The 14,753-nt window shown below is 68.5% G+C and carries 16 protein-coding genes and 1 pseudogene; 8 read left to right on the top strand and 9 right to left on the bottom strand.

Annotated features, from left to right (window positions below):
* Position 1 precedes the first annotated feature (1 nt).
* Together EAO72_RS29820 and EAO72_RS29815 are read right to left on the bottom strand one after the other, a co-directional pair.
* The gene (locus EAO72_RS29820) at positions 2–211 is read right to left on the bottom strand and encodes a DUF397 domain-containing protein (RefSeq protein WP_148020229.1); all 210 of its coding nucleotides are present in this window, start codon (positions 209–211) and stop codon (positions 2–4) included.
* Positions 208–1,086: a helix-turn-helix domain-containing protein gene (locus EAO72_RS29815; RefSeq protein WP_148020228.1), complete on the bottom strand. Its 879-nt coding sequence runs from the start codon at positions 1,084–1,086 to the stop codon at positions 208–210. The genes EAO72_RS29820 and EAO72_RS29815 overlap by 4 nt, the downstream gene beginning before the upstream one ends.
* A gap of 163 nt (positions 1,087–1,249) precedes the next feature.
* Here EAO72_RS29815 and EAO72_RS29810 point away from each other — a divergent pair, with 163 nt between their 5' ends.
* A complete protein-coding gene (locus tag EAO72_RS29810) occupies positions 1,250–1,675 on the top strand; it encodes an ATP-binding protein (protein WP_187285275.1) in 426 nt (141 codons plus the stop codon).
* A gap of 707 nt (positions 1,676–2,382) precedes the next feature.
* Here EAO72_RS29810 and EAO72_RS43855 read toward each other — a convergent pair.
* Positions 2,383–2,541 (bottom strand): annotated as a pseudogene (locus tag EAO72_RS43855) (ATP-binding protein); the annotation flags it as partial.
* A gap of 190 nt (positions 2,542–2,731) precedes the next feature.
* Between EAO72_RS43855 and EAO72_RS29795 the strand changes: the two are divergent.
* Both EAO72_RS29795 and EAO72_RS29790 read left to right on the top strand, forming a co-directional pair.
* Positions 2,732–3,571, top strand: a complete 840-nt coding sequence (locus EAO72_RS29795; RefSeq protein WP_148020227.1) for a hypothetical protein — start codon at positions 2,732–2,734, stop codon at positions 3,569–3,571.
* A 112-nt stretch (positions 3,572–3,683) separates the two neighbouring features.
* The gene (locus tag EAO72_RS29790) at positions 3,684–3,917 is read left to right on the top strand and encodes a hypothetical protein (RefSeq protein ID WP_261991666.1); all 234 of its coding nucleotides are present in this window, start codon (positions 3,684–3,686) and stop codon (positions 3,915–3,917) included.
* A gap of 12 nt (positions 3,918–3,929) precedes the next feature.
* Here EAO72_RS29790 and EAO72_RS29785 read toward each other — a convergent pair whose 3' ends face one another.
* The gene (locus EAO72_RS29785; protein ID WP_187285274.1) at positions 3,930–5,225 is read right to left on the bottom strand and encodes a GNAT family N-acetyltransferase; all 1,296 of its coding nucleotides are present in this window, start codon (positions 5,223–5,225) and stop codon (positions 3,930–3,932) included.
* A 164-nt stretch (positions 5,226–5,389) separates the two neighbouring features.
* Between EAO72_RS29785 and EAO72_RS29780 the strand changes: the two genes are divergently transcribed.
* The 4 genes from EAO72_RS29780 (at position 5,390) to EAO72_RS29765 (ending at position 8,889) form a co-directional block, all read left to right on the top strand.
* Positions 5,390–5,893 (top strand): DUF6301 family protein, encoded by a 504-nt coding sequence (locus EAO72_RS29780; RefSeq protein WP_148020224.1) that lies wholly within the window; start codon positions 5,390–5,392, stop codon positions 5,891–5,893.
* Entirely contained in the window at positions 5,890–6,333 is a 444-nt protein-coding gene (locus EAO72_RS29775; RefSeq protein WP_148020223.1) for a TY-Chap domain-containing protein, read from the top strand. The genes EAO72_RS29780 and EAO72_RS29775 overlap by 4 nt, the downstream gene beginning before the upstream one ends.
* 11 nt (positions 6,334–6,344) lie before the next feature.
* A complete protein-coding gene (locus EAO72_RS29770; RefSeq protein WP_222724130.1) occupies positions 6,345–7,955 on the top strand; it encodes a HEAT repeat domain-containing protein in 1,611 nt (536 codons plus the stop codon).
* 211 nt (positions 7,956–8,166) lie between these two features.
* Positions 8,167–8,889, top strand: coding sequence for a hypothetical protein (locus EAO72_RS29765; protein ID WP_148020222.1), 723 nt, complete (start codon positions 8,167–8,169; stop codon positions 8,887–8,889).
* A 79-nt stretch (positions 8,890–8,968) separates the two neighbouring features.
* Here EAO72_RS29765 and EAO72_RS29760 read toward each other — a convergent pair whose 3' ends face one another.
* Positions 8,969–9,436 carry a hemerythrin domain-containing protein gene (locus EAO72_RS29760; RefSeq protein WP_148020221.1) on the bottom strand — a complete coding sequence of 156 codons (468 nt, stop codon included), beginning with the start codon at positions 9,434–9,436 and terminating at the stop codon, positions 8,969–8,971.
* 82 nt (positions 9,437–9,518) lie between these two features.
* On the opposite strand from EAO72_RS29760, the gene EAO72_RS29755 reads away from it, so the two are divergent.
* On the top strand, positions 9,519–9,986 hold the full coding sequence (locus EAO72_RS29755; protein ID WP_148020220.1) for a GNAT family N-acetyltransferase: 468 nt from the start codon (positions 9,519–9,521) through the stop codon (positions 9,984–9,986).
* 95 nt (positions 9,987–10,081) lie between these two features.
* Here the strand turns inward: EAO72_RS29755 and tuf are convergent, their stop codons facing one another.
* From tuf to rpsL, 4 genes are all read right to left on the bottom strand, one after another.
* A complete protein-coding gene (gene tuf, locus EAO72_RS29750) occupies positions 10,082–11,275 on the bottom strand; it encodes an elongation factor Tu (RefSeq protein ID WP_148020219.1) in 1,194 nt (397 codons plus the stop codon).
* Between the two features lie 160 nt (positions 11,276–11,435).
* Positions 11,436–13,565, bottom strand: a complete 2,130-nt coding sequence (fusA, locus tag EAO72_RS29745; RefSeq protein WP_148020218.1) for an elongation factor G — start codon at positions 13,563–13,565, stop codon at positions 11,436–11,438.
* Between the two features lie 38 nt (positions 13,566–13,603).
* Positions 13,604–14,074: a 30S ribosomal protein S7 gene (gene rpsG / locus EAO72_RS29740; RefSeq protein WP_014047773.1), complete on the bottom strand. Its 471-nt coding sequence runs from the start codon at positions 14,072–14,074 to the stop codon at positions 13,604–13,606.
* A gap of 2 nt (positions 14,075–14,076) precedes the next feature.
* Positions 14,077–14,448, bottom strand: a complete 372-nt coding sequence (rpsL, locus tag EAO72_RS29735; RefSeq protein ID WP_003948652.1) for a 30S ribosomal protein S12 — start codon at positions 14,446–14,448, stop codon at positions 14,077–14,079.
* Positions 14,449–14,753 lie beyond the last annotated feature (305 nt).

The following is a 14,753-nucleotide window of genomic DNA, read 5'->3' as shown; positions in this document are numbered from 1 at the left end:
GTCAGCGCCCGGCGGCGTACGGGACGAAGCCGGCCCATGCGTCGTCGCCGAAGGTGAGCTGCGGGCCGGGGAGGTTCTTGGAGTCGCGGACGTGCGTGGCGCCGGGGGCTGTGGCGACCTCGACGCAGTCGCCTTCGTTGCCGTTGCTGCTGTAGCTGCTCTTGAACCAGGCCAGCTCGGAATCGGCCTGCGTGGAGGTCCTGCGCATCATGTCTCTCCCAGCACTTTCTCGATGAAGGCCAGAGTCTCCCGGGGCGTGAGAGCCTCGGCCCGGATGACGCCATACCGCAGTTCGAGGATACGGAGTTGCTTCGCGTCGGTCACCCGGCGCCCATTGAATGCCCCGTGCGAACGCCCCACCGCCGTACCGTCCTTGAACTTCAGGACGTCGATGTCGCCGTCCATCCCGGGATGCGCCTCTCGATGCGTAGGCATCACCTGAAGGGTCACATTGCGCAACTTCCCAATGTCCAGCAGCCGTTCGAGCTGGCGCCGCCACTCCGGCCTCCCCCCGATGGGGCGCCTGAGCGCCGACTCCTCCTGAACGAAACTGAGCGCAGGCGCAGGCAACCGCTCGTAGATCGACTGCCGACCCATGCGCGCGGCGACCATACGTTCCACCTCGTCCTGCGAGTACGAAGGCTGCCGGGCCTCGAACAACGCCCGCGCATGGCCAGGGGTCTGCAACAGCCCATGCAAGCCGTGCGCCACATAGGCCGCAAGCTCAACCGCCTTGGCCTCCACGCTCGCCAGGTCCCGCACCTTCTTCGGGTACCGAACCGCCGCCACGTCCCGCTTCATCGCGGCGATCTTGCCGCCCGCGCCCAGCACCTCGTCCGACCGGTCCAGGAACTCCGGCCGGGGAATCCTCCGCCCGCCCTCCACCTTGCGGACGAGGTCCTCCCCGTATCCGATGGCGGCCCCGAACTCGCAAGCCCGCATACCGGCGGCCTCCCGCCATGCCCGGATCTGGCGCCCCACGGCGGCAACCACCGCAACGCCCGACTCGTCATCCGGATCGACGTCCCAGCCGGGCTCGTCCGCCCCGCCGCCGCCCTGCTCCGTACCGACCCCGTCCACACTCATCCGTGCCCCACTTCCGACGCGCGTGCCGTTCCTGCTCAACCGGCTCTGTTCCCCGCACGTCACTCAGGACAGCCGGGACAGCGCTGGACAAGCCCGGGACAATCGCCGTACGCAAGGGCTGTGTCCCTGGGCACGGTACGCAGACCCGGACACGCTGAGTGACGTGAACCAACAAACCGCCACCCCTCAACTCCACTCCACCGAACGCACGTTCACCGTGCTGCTCTCGCCCACGCGCCGAGGCGCCCGACTGGCCCGCCTCCTCGCCGTGGCCCATCTCGACCTCTGGGGCCTGCCCTCCGAGTCGGCCGCGCACATCGTGGCGGAGCTCGCCACCAACGCCTCGGTCCACGGCCGGGTATCGGGCCGGGACTTCCAACTGCGCCTGAGCGTCCACGCGGAGAGCCAGCTGCGGATCGAGGTCACCGACACCCGCGACGACCGCCTGCCCGTGGTCGCGGCCCCCGACCCACTTGCGGAGAGCGGGCGCGGCCTGCTCATCGTCGAGGCACTCGCCGACCGCTGGGGCATCGTCCCGGGCCCGGTCCCGCGCAAAACGGTGTGGGCGGAACTCGACCTCGTACCGTGACCGACTCCACCGGGTCGTGGGCACCCACGACGTACGGGACCACGACCCGGTTGCCCGCGACGCGGCTGCCCACGACGTCTAAAGGCTTTAAAGAACTCAGGGAAATAACCCCACCAAACCCGACCCAACCCCCGCCCTGACCTGCATCACTCGCGCGAGTGAACCTGGGCAACTGGGCTGGATTCGAGACGGGTTGGTCGGCATATGCTCGCCGCGACAACCACAGAACCGCGACGGCCCCCGCCGAGACTGACAATCTCAACCGGGGGCCTGACCACGAGGAAGTTAGGGCTTCCCGAATGGCTACCCCGCAGGTTATCGCGCCTCCGTGCGCCCAGTCCGGCTCCCCCGGCACCCTTTCCGACGTCACGCCGACATCCGGCGTCATCCACGTCAACACCCGCCACACCTCCGGCTTCGTGATCATCGGCAACCACCTCGCCCAGCACGACGGCCTCTCCCTGATCGCGATCGGCCTCGCCGTCCACATCCAGTCCCTGCCGGCCGGGGCCAAAGTCGGCATCAAGGTCCTCACCGACCGCTTCCCCGAGAGTGAAGCCCGCATCACCGCCGCCCTCCACGAACTCGAAGCCGAGGGCTACCTCCACCGCAGCCGCGTACGTCTCCCCAACGGCCGCGTCACCACCCGCACCGTCTCCTACAACAAGCCCGGAGCCACCGCACCCAAGGCCACCCCTCCACCGTCCCGCCCACACCGTTTTGCGCGGGACCGGGCCCGGGACGATGCCCCAGCGGTCGGCGAGTGCCTCGACGATGAGCAGGCCGCGCCCGCTCTCCGCAAGTGGGTCGGGGGCCGCGACCACGGGCAGGCGGTCGTCGCGGGTGTCGGTGACCTCGATCCGCAGCTGGCTCTCCGCGTGGGTTCATCCGCCACCGCATCACCACCCTCATCCCGCTCCAGAACTGCGACACCTGCGACCGCGCCTTCCGCGCCACCCACCCCGGCCACTGCCGCGACTGCCGAACCGAAGCCCACTCCGCCATCCACGCCCCCTGAACGGACCCGCACGCACGGTCAGCTCACCCCACGAAGCAATGCACCGCATCTTCCAGGAGTACCCCGGCCTCTTCTCCCGCGTCTCCGAAGTCCTCGGCATCGACATCCCCCCGCCCACCTCCGCGACCGTCCTGCCCAACGACCTCACCGAGAACAGCCCCGTGGAACGACGCGTAGACACCCTCCTCCGCATCGAGACGCAGGACGACGGCCCCTTCCTCCTCGCCGTCGAGGCGCAAGGCAAGAAAGACCCCCGCAAGACCACCAGCTGGCCCTACTACGTCAGCTACCTCCACAACCGATACGGCGCCCTGCCCGTCCTGCTCCTGGTCGTCTGCCAGGACCACGCCACCGCCCAATGGGCCGCCACCCCCATCACCATCGGCCTGCCTCAGTGGCCCACCCTCACCCTCAACCCACTCGTCGCCGGACCCCACAACATGCCCGTCATCAAGAACGTCGCCGAAGCGCGCAAAGACCTCGCACTCGCCACTCTCGCCGCCATCACACACGCCGACAATCCGGACGTCGATGCCATACTGAAAACGCTCTCCGCCGCACTCCGCGACGTACCCGAAACCATTGCCGACCCCATCGCCGAACTCACCGCACAGGGCCTGGGCAACCGCCCGGCCGCACAACAATGGAGGAACCTGGTGGCCGTGGATACGTCTTTCTACAAGTCCTTCATGTCCGAAGAAATCCGGGCCCAAGGCCGCGCCCAGAGTCTGCTGCTGATCCTCGAAGCACGCGGTATCGCCCTCACCGACGAGCTCCGACAGAAGATCACGACCTGCGCCGACTCCCACCTGCTGAACCAGTGGCTCCAGCGCGCTGCCACTGCCACCACGGCCGAGGAAGTCTTCACCGGGGAATAGCCCCCCGCCCAGCCGGAGGCGTCGCTGCCCACACAGGACAGCGACAGCCACCGCCCGGATGCACGACGTTGAGAGGTCTGAGGCCTTGGATATTTCTCTCTACACATCCTCCATGTCCGAAGAAATCAGGGACGAAGGCCGGGCCGAAGGCCGAGCCCAAGGCCGAGCCGACAGCCTCCTGCTGGTCCTGGACGTGCGCGGCATCGCGCTCACCGAAGCGGCCCGCAAGAAGATCACTGCCTGCACCGACGCTTACCTCCTCCACCAGTGGCTCCAACGTGCCACCACCGCAACCACCGCCGAAGAAGTCTTCGCCGAGGGTCCCGAGGGTCCCAAGGATCACTGAGCGGCCAGGCCATCAGAAGCCGAACGTGTTGTGCGGTTCGGGGTCGGCCCGGAACATCCGGCCGAGCCGGCCGGTCGCGCCGCCGGTGTGCTGCCTGATGTGGCCCGCGTACGCGAGGTCGTGCGCCGACATGCCGCCGAAGTAGAGCGTGCTGAGCGCCGGGAGCGTGAGGGTCAGGTCTGCCGGCTCGTCGGTCGGCACGCACGTCACCGTGGCTTCGTCTGCCCGCAGCTGCCACGTCCCGTTGTTCCCCGGACACATCCGGTCGTCGTCGATGGTGAATCGCAGCGTGCCCGGCGTGAGGTACGAGCGCTGCGTCAGGGCGCGCGGAACATCGAGCAGGCGCGCCCAGAGGTTGTCCGTCTGGCGGGTGACGCGCATCGCCCGGGGGTTCGTCAGCATCCATCGCAGGGGTTCGTCGCGCGGACGGGCGGGCGCCACGACGGTCTTGGTGAGGTCGAAGTCGATGAGCAGCCCCCACAGAGCACGGTAGGCCGCCGGGTTCATCGCCTCCAGGGCCTCCACCACGAGCGTTCCCGCCCGGTCCGCTGTCGGTGACCAGGGCAGCCGGAAGTGGGCGATCCCGTCCACGTCGCCGTGGCGGTCGCGGTGGACGAGGTAGCGCAACGGGCCGTTCGTACCGTCCGCCTCGTCGGACAGCCCGTCCCACCGCCCGGGGAGCGGGCTGAGTTCTCCGACGCGCTGCGCACGCACGTGCGCATGCACCCGGGGCCAGGCCGCTCTCGCGTCCGCGGCGGCGACCAGCTCCAGCGACCCGGGGTCCGGTTCCGCCGGAAGGAGGGCCGCTTCGTGACGCGCCAGTTCCCACCGGGTGCGGTAGGTCGCGGGCGAGAACCCGAACCGTCCGTAGATGCCGCCCTCACTCGCGCTGAGCATGGCCAACGGCTCGCCCCGCTCCAGGGCCGCGTCGAACATGGCCTGCATCATCTGTCGCAGGCAACCACGCCGGCGATGTGTCGCGATCACCCCGGTGGAAGTGACGCCGGCCATCCTGGCCGTCCCCCCGCCGGGGACCGTGACCACGAAGGAGATCGTCCCCGACGCACCGACACATCTGCCGTCGACGAATGCCGCGACCGGATGGAAGGACGCGTCCGCGCTGTCGGCAGCGGCCAACTCCTCCAACTGATCGGCACTGGCAGGCGCGCGCTGTGGAGGCCAGGGCTCGGGGCCGCCGTGCCAGGCGGCGTCCTCGGGTTCCCAGCTCGGCATGCCGTTCGCGAACGGCAGGGTCCGGTAGTAAGCGGCCATCTCGTCGCGTCGCGGCGGGCGGACTTCAGTCACCATGCCGGACATTGCATCCCCCGTCCGCGCAGGCGGGCAACCGCATATCCGTGTGCCGCGTCGATGTGGAGTGTCGGAGCAGCGTGCCATGATCGGCGAAATGTCGGCCGTACGAGGGTGAGGAGGAGGGGGCGGGCCGGTGAGGTCGTGCCGCGCCTCCGGAGCGTATGACGCAATGGCGTGCGTTGAGTGATGCCGAAGTTGTCGAACTCGCTGAACGACTGCGGTCGTTGGAATGCACGTGGGAGCTGGGGGCCACGCCGAGCTCCAGACGGTCCGCGCAGTTCACACGTCAGGCGTTGATGATCCGGCCGCGCTGGGACCTCCTCCGCACCGGGTTCGAACGAGCCGACCGCGCCACGTCCCGCCGCAGGAGCGCGCAGGACCAGGAGATGGTCGAGCGCGTACGGCTGCGTCTGACCGACTACGCGGCTGAATGGGCCCTGTCCCAGGACGCGTTCGCGAGGATGGCCGCCGCGTTGCACACGTCGTGGGGCGCGCCGACGGACCGCAGGCCGGGCGCCCCTGCCTCGATTCACTGGGCAGCCGGCGCCGACACCACCTTGGTGCTCGAACACACGGGAGACTCGGTGCACTTGGAGCTGGTGACCAACAAGCGGCTCTCCCTCGATGACGAACTTCTGCGGATGGATGAGGAGGGGCTGCTGTGACGGGGTGGGACGGGTTCGGGGAAAGGCTCGCCGAGCAGCTGACCCTGCTGGGCGCCGGATCGGTGCTGATCATTCGCGAGGGCGGAGGCACCGGCCGGTACGCGCAGTTCCTCCAGAGCGACGAAGGGGTGGAGGCCGAACTGGTCGGGGATCACGGTCTCGACCCGGCACTGCGCGCGGGAGAGGCGGGCTCCCGGCTGATCGTCGAGGCGGGCTGGCAGCCGCCCGAGGACACCGTCTACGGCCACAACTGGTGGGCCGAGCTGCCCTGGCCGTCGCCCTCGGACGCGTACCGCAGGCTGGCGGGGATGACGGTGACCGGCCTGCGCGACGGGCTGCGGATCACCGGCCCGGAGGCCCTGGTGTACGAGGCGTGGGACGGACGCAGAGGCAATCGCGACCTCGTCCTGCCCCTGCTGGGCCTCGCCCCGAAGGGCTGACGAGGGGCAGCATGTCCGCGCAGGAGACACGAGCAGAGCAACTGGCACGGCTCGCCGCACGGACCGACTGGTCGAAGGTGACCGATGCCTACACCGGCGAACGGTACGGCCCCGACGTACTGGCAGAGCTCTGGGCGACCGACCGCATCACGGCTGACGACACCTGTACGAATCTGCGCTTCGCGGCCATCGGCGACGGCAGCTCGGTGAGCGGGGCGGCCGCCGAGATACTGCCGTTCCTCGTGGAGGCGGCCCGGGATCCGGACGTGACGGTGCGCTTCGAGGTCCTGCGGACGATCGCCGACATCGCCGGCACGGGCAACACCGCCCCGACCGCGAAGGTCGACCGCATCCTCGAAGGCAGGTGGCGGCCCACCGTGGACGCGAGGTGGCCGGCCACCTGGGAGCGGGCCGCCGAGGAGCTGCTGCCGCTGCTCGACGACAGCGACTCCCTCATCCGGGCCGGCGCGGTCCGCGCACTCGCACAGTCCGCGGCCCACGCGGACTGGCTGATCGCCGACTTCCGGGCGCGCTTCGACGTCGAGGCGGGCCTCTGGTCGGCCGGGCGCCTCGTGCTGGGCGTCGGCGAGCTCGCCCGCCATGGCACCGGTCGACGCGAAGAAGCCCTCGCGTGGCTGCGGCACCGCATGACCGTCGAGGGCAAGGGAGCGGAACCCGACATCGACCAGGACCTTGACGCCTGGATCGCCTGGGACGAGGAGATCCGCCACGACGTCCGGCTCCAGGCCGTGGAGGCCCTGTGCCGCGCCCTGCCCGGGCACGCCGACCCCCTCTACGCCCACGTCACCACCGCCGCACTCCTCGCCTCCTCGGCCGCGTCGGCCTACCCGCCCGCGGAGTGCTTCTCCTCGCGCATCGACGACATCACCGAGGCCGACCGGCGGCTCGGAGCCGACCTCCCCGGACGGCTCGCCCTGGCGCACGCGTTGCTGCGCCACGACCGCAGGGATGAGCGCGCGGGTGGCCTCCGGATCGCCGCGGCCCTGATCTCCCGCTGGCGCTCCGCCGTACCCGCGCTCCTGCCGACCGTGGCCGAGCGGGTGAGCGACGCACATCCGGAGAACCGTGTCTTCGCCCTGCGGGTCCTCGCCATGTGCGGAGCCGCCGCGCACCCGTGGGCCGACCTCGTCGCCGCGCGTCTCTGCCCGGCCGAGGAACCCAACGAGCCCACACGGGAGCACGCCGCGTGGGCGCTGAGCCGGATGGGCGACGAGCGCTGCGTACCGTACCTCGTCGAACTGCTGCGCACCCGCGGCGACTTCGCCCACCGCCCCACGGGTTCGATCGACCGCCGCTGGAGCCGCAGCGACCTCAGCCTCGCCGAGGCGCTCGCCCCCTTCGCCGCGCACAGCGACGTACTCCTCGCCTCACTGCCCGAAGATTTGGCGGCGGGGGAACAGATCCCGCACGACCACCGCTCCGACGCGATGGCCGTCGTCCGGAGGCTGTGCCGGCTCCCCGCGGACCCCGCGCAGATGGCACCGCACCTGCGCGCCCTCCTCGACGCCGACGAACGCCCCGTACGCCACGACGACTGGCGTTCCGTCCGCGATGACGAGGCTCTGTGCGCGGCGGCCCGCGCGGTCCTGGACGCCGTCTGATCCCCGCGAAAGGCCCCCTGCTTCCGCTTGCCCATGGCCGCCCACAACTCCCCTACCGGTACGCACTGATGACGCTCAGTCCGCACATCCCTACAGTTGTGCCGACACCGGCCACGGGGGGGCAGCGATGGCGGAGCCAGATACGAGACGTCCGATTGTGCCGCCACCAGGAGCACCGCCCCGCCGGGCCCCCGCGCCTGTTCTCCGCCTCGTGCCCCGGGCGCGGCGCGGCGTCCTGTGGTGGATGGGCTGGCTGGTGCCGGTGATCACCGCGCACCGCCTGTGCTCACCGACGCGCGCCGACCGGGTCAGGGACCGCGCGATCGACAGGGCGCAGATCTGGCGTGGTGCGCTCGGCCTCGCCCTGACCGTCGCCGCCTGGCTGGCCCTCGGGCTCGTGCCCGCGAGCGAGATTCCCAGGCGGTTCTGGCAGAGCTTCGCCTACACGGCCGGCGCCATGCTGATCATCTTCAACGTCTGCGGGATCGCGGTCGCGCTGGCGCCCAAGGGCCGGAAGTGGGCCGCGACCAAGATGTGGCGCGGCCCGCTCCTCGCCTACGTCCTCACCTGTGCGTCCTGGATGGTCTTCATCCAGACCCGCCTCTCCGACTGGCCGCCGCGCTCACCCGTGACCGCGGTCTGTGGCCTGTGGCTGGGTCTCTTCGGCATGTACGGCATGCTGCTGCTCATCCTCAACGGAGGACGTAGCGCAGACGTCAACGACTGCCTGCCGGTCCTGCTGCCGACGGCCTTCATGCTCTGCCTGACCCTGCCCACGATGGGCGACCCGATGTACGACCAGGTCTCCACGCCGGTGCACCTGCTCCTCGGCCTCACCGGGCCGGTGACGCTGGTCCTCCTGGCCTACTGGCAGCTGCGGCGCCTGCGCGTCCTGCACGGCGTGCGCCTGTCAGACCTGTCGCAGGGGCCCTGACCGGCCGGCCCACCGCCTCCCGCGACGACGAGGCTCTGTGCGCGGCGGCCCGCGCGGTCCCGGAGGCCGGCTGATCCCGTCAGAGGCTCCCGCGCGCGTCCGGATGTGCCGTACGCCAGGCCGCCATCGACACGTCCCACTCGTCCCCGGACAACGCGGTGAGCGAGGCCGGGAACAGCCCGTCCTCCTCCTTCGCGATGTGGTGGTGCAGCTCATCGACCGCCTCGCGCAGCCGTACGACGTCCTCGGCTCGGCTCAGGTCGACCCGGTCGAGGAAGGCGGCGAGTTCGCGGTGCTCCGCCACCAGCGCGTCGATGTACCCGGCGTACTCCGCGTCGCCGCTCATCACCGCGAAGAGCCCCTGCTCCTCCCCCTGCCAATGGGCCCGCAGCTCCCGCCCCATCCGGACCACCAGCTCCGCGGCAAGGTTCCGGTCACCGGCGTCCAGGGCGCGCAGCGCACCGCCCGCCGCGTCGGTGACGGACTCGTGCTCCGCGATGAACTCCTTGATCAGCGGGATCTCACGGCAGCCGCAGTAGTGACACATGCGCCCACTTTAGAGAGCTATGCGCCATTTCTGGGCGCTACCGTCCGCGCATCCACCATCAGCCCTCTGACAGACTCCAGCCATGCATGCACGTACCACCCACCACTGGGCCCTGCGCCCCGCCACCCCCGAGGACCTCGAAGCCATAGTCGAACTCCGGGCCGTCGTGATGCGCCCGGACCTGGTCCGCCTCGGCCGCTTCGACGAGGACCGGGTGCGCCGGCGGATGCGGGAGTCCTACGTGCCCGAGCACACCTCGGTGATCGTCGTCGAAGGCCGCTTCGCCGGCAGCGTCACCCTCCGCCCCCACCAGGACGGGCACTGTCTGGAGAGCTTCTTCGTCGACGAGAAGGTCCAGGGGCGGGGCATCGGCTCGGCCGTGCTGGGCGAGCTGCTGGCCCGTACGGACACCGAAGGCGTGCCGGTCCGCCTCGACGTGCTCCAGGGCAGCGCGGCCCGGCGGCTGTACGAGCGGCACGGGTTCGTCCTGGAGCACGAGGACCCGGTGGACGTGTTCATGGTGCGCCGGCCGCCCGTAGCCACTGCCTGAGACAAGAAGAAGGGCCCCGCCCCACCGCTTGCGCGATGGGACGGGGCCCTTCTCGGTGCTCTTGTGCGGAGCTACCAGGTCAGACGCTCAAGTACTTACTTGAGGATCTTGGTGACCTGGCCGGCGCCCACGGTCCGGCCACCCTCACGGATGGCGAACTTCAGGCCCTCTTCCATGGCGACCGGCTGGATCAGCGCGACGTCCATGAGGGTGTTGTCACCCGGCATGACCATCTCGGTGCCCTCGGGAAGGGTCACAACGCCCGTCACGTCCGTGGTACGGAAGTAGAACTGCGGGCGGTAGTTGTTGAAGAAGGGGGTGTGACGGCCACCCTCGTCCTTCGACAGGATGTAGGCCTGGGCCTGGAAGTCGGTGTGCGGCGTAACCGAACCCGGCTTGATGATGACCTGGCCGCGCTCGACATCCTCGCGCTTGATGCCACGGAGGAGCAGACCGACGTTCTCACCGGCCTGGCCCTCGTCGAGCAGCTTGCGGAACATCTCGATGCCGGTGACCGTGGTGGTGGTCTTCTCGGTCTTGATACCGACGATGTCGACGGTCTCGTTGACCTTGAGGACACCACGCTCGATACGACCGGTGACGACGGTGCCACGACCGGTGATCGTGAAGACGTCCTCGATCGGCATCAGGAACGGCTTCTCGACGTCACGCTCGGGCTGCGGGATGGACTCGTCGACGGCCTTCATCAGGTCGAGGACGGTCTGGCCCCACTCCTTGTCACCCTCAAGAGCCTTGAGCGCCGAGACCTTGACGACCGGAAGGTCGTCGCCCGGGAACTCGTACTCGGAGAGGAGCTCACGGACCTCGAGCTCGACGAGCTCCAGGATCTCCTCGTCGTCCACCATGTCGGCCTTGTTCAGCGCGACGACGATGTAGGGAACGCCGACCTGGCGGGCCAGGAGGACGTGCTCCTTCGTCTGCGGCATCGGGCCGTCGGTGGCGGCGACCACGAGGATGGCGCCGTCCATCTGCGCGGCACCCGTGATCATGTTCTTGATGTAGTCGGCGTGACCCGGGCAGTCGACGTGCGCGTAGTGACGCGACTCCGTCTGGTACTCGACGTGCGCGATCGAGATGGTGATACCGCGCTGGCGCTCTTCGGGAGCCTTGTCGATCTGGTCGAAGGCCGAGGCCTCGTTCAGGTCCGGGTACGCGTCGTGCAGCACCTTGGTAATGGCGGCCGTGAGGGTCGTCTTACCGTGGTCGATGTGACCGATGGTGCCGATGTTGACGTGCGGCTTAGTCCGCTCGAACTTTGCCTTCGCCACTGGGTCCTCCTGCGGAGTGGTTCTGTACGCCTTGCTTCATCGGCGCCAGGTGATCTTTGCTGGGATGCCGGGGCCGGGGGCATTCGACACAATGCTTGCGCGCCGTGTCAAATGCCCCACCAGGCTCCGGTGATAAGCCTAAAGCGTCAACTCGGGAGAGTTACTCGCCCTTGGCCTTCGCGATGATCTCCTCGGCGACGTTCCGCGGAACCTCGGCGTAGGAGTCGAACTGCATCGAGTAGCTTGCGCGACCCGAGGTCTTGCTGCGGAGGTCTCCGACGTAGCCGAACATCTCCGAGAGGGGCACGAGGCCCTTCACGACGCGAGCGCCGCTGCGCTCCTCCATGGCCTGGATCTGGCCACGGCGGGAGTTGAGGTCGCCGATGACATCGCCCATGTAGTCCTCGGGCGTGGTGACCTCGACGGCCATCATCGGCTCGAGGAGCACGGGGGACGCCTTGCGGGCACCCTCCTTGAACGCCTGCGAACCGGCGATCTTGAAGGCGAGCTCCGAGGAGTCGACCTCGTGGTAACCACCGTCGAGAAGGGTGACGCGGACGCCGACCATCTCGTAACCGGCCAGGATGCCGAACTGCATGGCTTCCTGAGCACCCGCGTCCACCGAGGGAATGTACTCACGGGGGATGCGGCCACCGGTGACCTTGTTGACGAACTCGTAGGACGCGTCGCCACCCTCGATGGGCTCGATGGCGATCTGCACCTTCGCGAACTGGCCGGTACCACCAGTCTGCTTCTTGTGCGTGTAGTCGATGCGCTCGACGGCCTTGCGGATCGTCTCGCGGTACGCGACCTGCGGCTTGCCGACGTTCGCCTCGACGCGGAACTCGCGCTTCATGCGGTCGACGAGCACCTCGAGGTGAAGCTCGCCCATACCACCGATGATGGTCTGGCCGGTCTCCTCGTCGGAGTGCACCTGGAAGGACGGGTCCTCCTCGGAGAGGCGCTGGATGGCGACACCCAGCTTCTCCTGGTCACCCTTGGACTTGGGCTCGATGGCGACCTGAATGACCGGCGCCGGGAAGTCCATGGACTCCAGGATGACCGGGTTCTTGTCGTCACACAGCGTCTCACCGGTGGTGGTCTGCTTCAGGCCCATGACGGCGATGATGTCACCGGCGCCCACCGACGCGATCTCCTCACGCTTGTTCGCGTGCATGCGGTAGATCTTGCCGATGCGCTCCTTCTTGCCCTTGACGGAGTTCAGCACCGCGGTGCCGGCCTCCAGGCGACCGGAGTAGATCCGGACGAAGGTGAGCTTGCCGAGGTGCGGGTCGCTCGCGATCTTGAACGCCAGGCCGGAGAACGGCTCGTCGTCCGAAGGCTTGCGCGAGATGACCTTCTCCGGGTCCTTGACGTCGTGGCCCTCGATGGCCTCGACGTCCAGGGGCGAAGGCAGGTAGCGGACGACCGCGTCGAGCAGGGGCTGGACGCCCTTGTTCTTGAACGCGGTGCCACAGAACACCGGGGTGACCGTGACGGAGTCCGCGGTGCCCTTCGACGCGAGGGTGATCCGACGGATCGCCTCGTGCAGCTGCTCCTGGGTGGGCTCCTCGCCCTCCAGGTACAGCTCCATCATGGCGTCGTCGTTCTCCGAGACGGCCTCAAGGAGCTTGCCGCGCCATTCCTCGGCGGCCTCCTTCAGGTTGTCCGGGATCTCGACGACGTTGTACATCTCGCCCTTGGCGGCCTCTTCGGGGTACACGAAGGCCTTCATCGACACGAGGTCGACGACGCCGGTGAAGTCCGCCTCGGCGCCAATGGGGAGCTGCATGACGATCGGGACAGCGCCGAGGCGCTCGACGATCATGTCGACACAACGGAAGAAGTCGGCACCGGTGCGGTCGAGCTTGTTGACGAAGCAGATACGCGGCACGCCGTAGCGGTCCGCCTGACGCCACACGGTCTCGGACTGCGGCTCGACGCCGGCCACACCGTCGAACACGGTGACGGCGCCGTCGAGGACGCGGAGCGAACGCTCCACCTCGACGGTGAAGTCGACGTGACCCGGGGTGTCGATGATGTTGATGGTGTGGTCAACATCATTGAGCGGCCAGTGACAGGTCGTCGCGGCGGACGTGATCGTGATGCCGCGCTCCTGCTCCTGCTCCATCCAGTCCATCGTGGCAGCGCCGTCGTGGACTTCACCGATCTTGTACGAGACGCCGGTGTAGAACAGGATCCGCTCAGTGGTGGTCGTCTTGCCCGCGTCGATGTGGGCCATGATCCCAATGTTGCGGACCTTGGCCAGGTCAAGCGAAGTGGTGGCCATAAGGCTCAATCTTCTCTCGGTCTCGATGGGGTAAGCGACTACCAGCGGTAGTGCGCGAAGGCCTTGTTCGACTCGGCCATCTTGTGGGTGTCCTCGCGCTTCTTGACGGCAGCGCCAAGACCGTTGGAGGCGTCGAGCAGCTCGTTCATGAGCCGCTCGGTCATCGTCTTCTCGCGACGGGCGCGGGAGTAACCGACGACCCAGCGCAGCGCGAGGGTGGCAGCGCGACCGGGCTTGACCTCGATCGGCACCTGGTAGGTGGCGCCACCGACACGGCGGGACTTGACCTCGAGCGAGGGCTTGACGTTCTCAAGCGCGCGCTTCAGCGTGATGACCGGGTCAGCGCCGGTCTTCTCGCGGAGGCCTTCCATGGCGCCGTACACGATCCGCTCGGCGGTGGAGCGCTTGCCGTTGAGCAGGATCTTGTTGATCAGCGAGGTGACAAGAGGAGAACCATAGACCGGGTCAATGATGACCGGGCGCTTCGGGGCGGGGCCCTTACGAGGCATTCTTACTTCTCCTTCTTGGCGCCGTAGCGGCTGCGGGCCTGCTTGCGGTTCTTGACACCCTGGGTGTCAAGGGAGCCGCGGATGATCTTGTAGCGAACACCCGGCAGGTCCTTCACACGGCCACCACGCACGAGCACGATGGAGTGCTCCTGCAGGTTGTGTCCCTCACCCGGGATGTAGGCCGTGACCTCGATGCCGGAGGTCAGACGCACACGTGCGACCTTCCGGAGCGCGGAGTTCGGCTTCTTCGGGGTGGTCGTGAACACACGCGTGCAGACGCCGCGGCGCTGGGGCGAACCCTCGAGCGCGGGCGTCTTGTTCTTCTCGACCTTGTCCTGCCGGCCCTTCCGGACCAGCTGCTGAATCGTAGGCACTACTTCTCCGGTTTCTGTGTGCCGTCGGTGAAACTAACCTGGAACACTCACCGACCCACGCGGTCGGGTGTGTCGAATGCTGCGGGCCACTCCCCTGGAGCAGTGGAAGCACAGATCGCGGTGGCCAAAGACGGACTCGCCGTGCGGTTGAGGACACGCACGCGAGCCCAGGCACACCCCAGGCACAAGGTCTGAGCGTACCTACCTCATCGACTCCGGTCAAAACAAATGCTGTCCGGCACAGGACATCGGGGCCCACCCCTGGTATGCCCCGGCCACGCCCAGGCCGCCACACGGCCCCACAC

The organism is Streptomyces sp. OR43, from assembly GCF_008042275.1.
In the GTDB taxonomy this organism is placed as follows: domain Bacteria; phylum Actinomycetota; class Actinomycetes; order Streptomycetales; family Streptomycetaceae; genus Streptomyces.
Note: the sequence above shows the minus strand (reverse complement) of the source record. Positions and strands in the feature narration are given on the sequence as shown.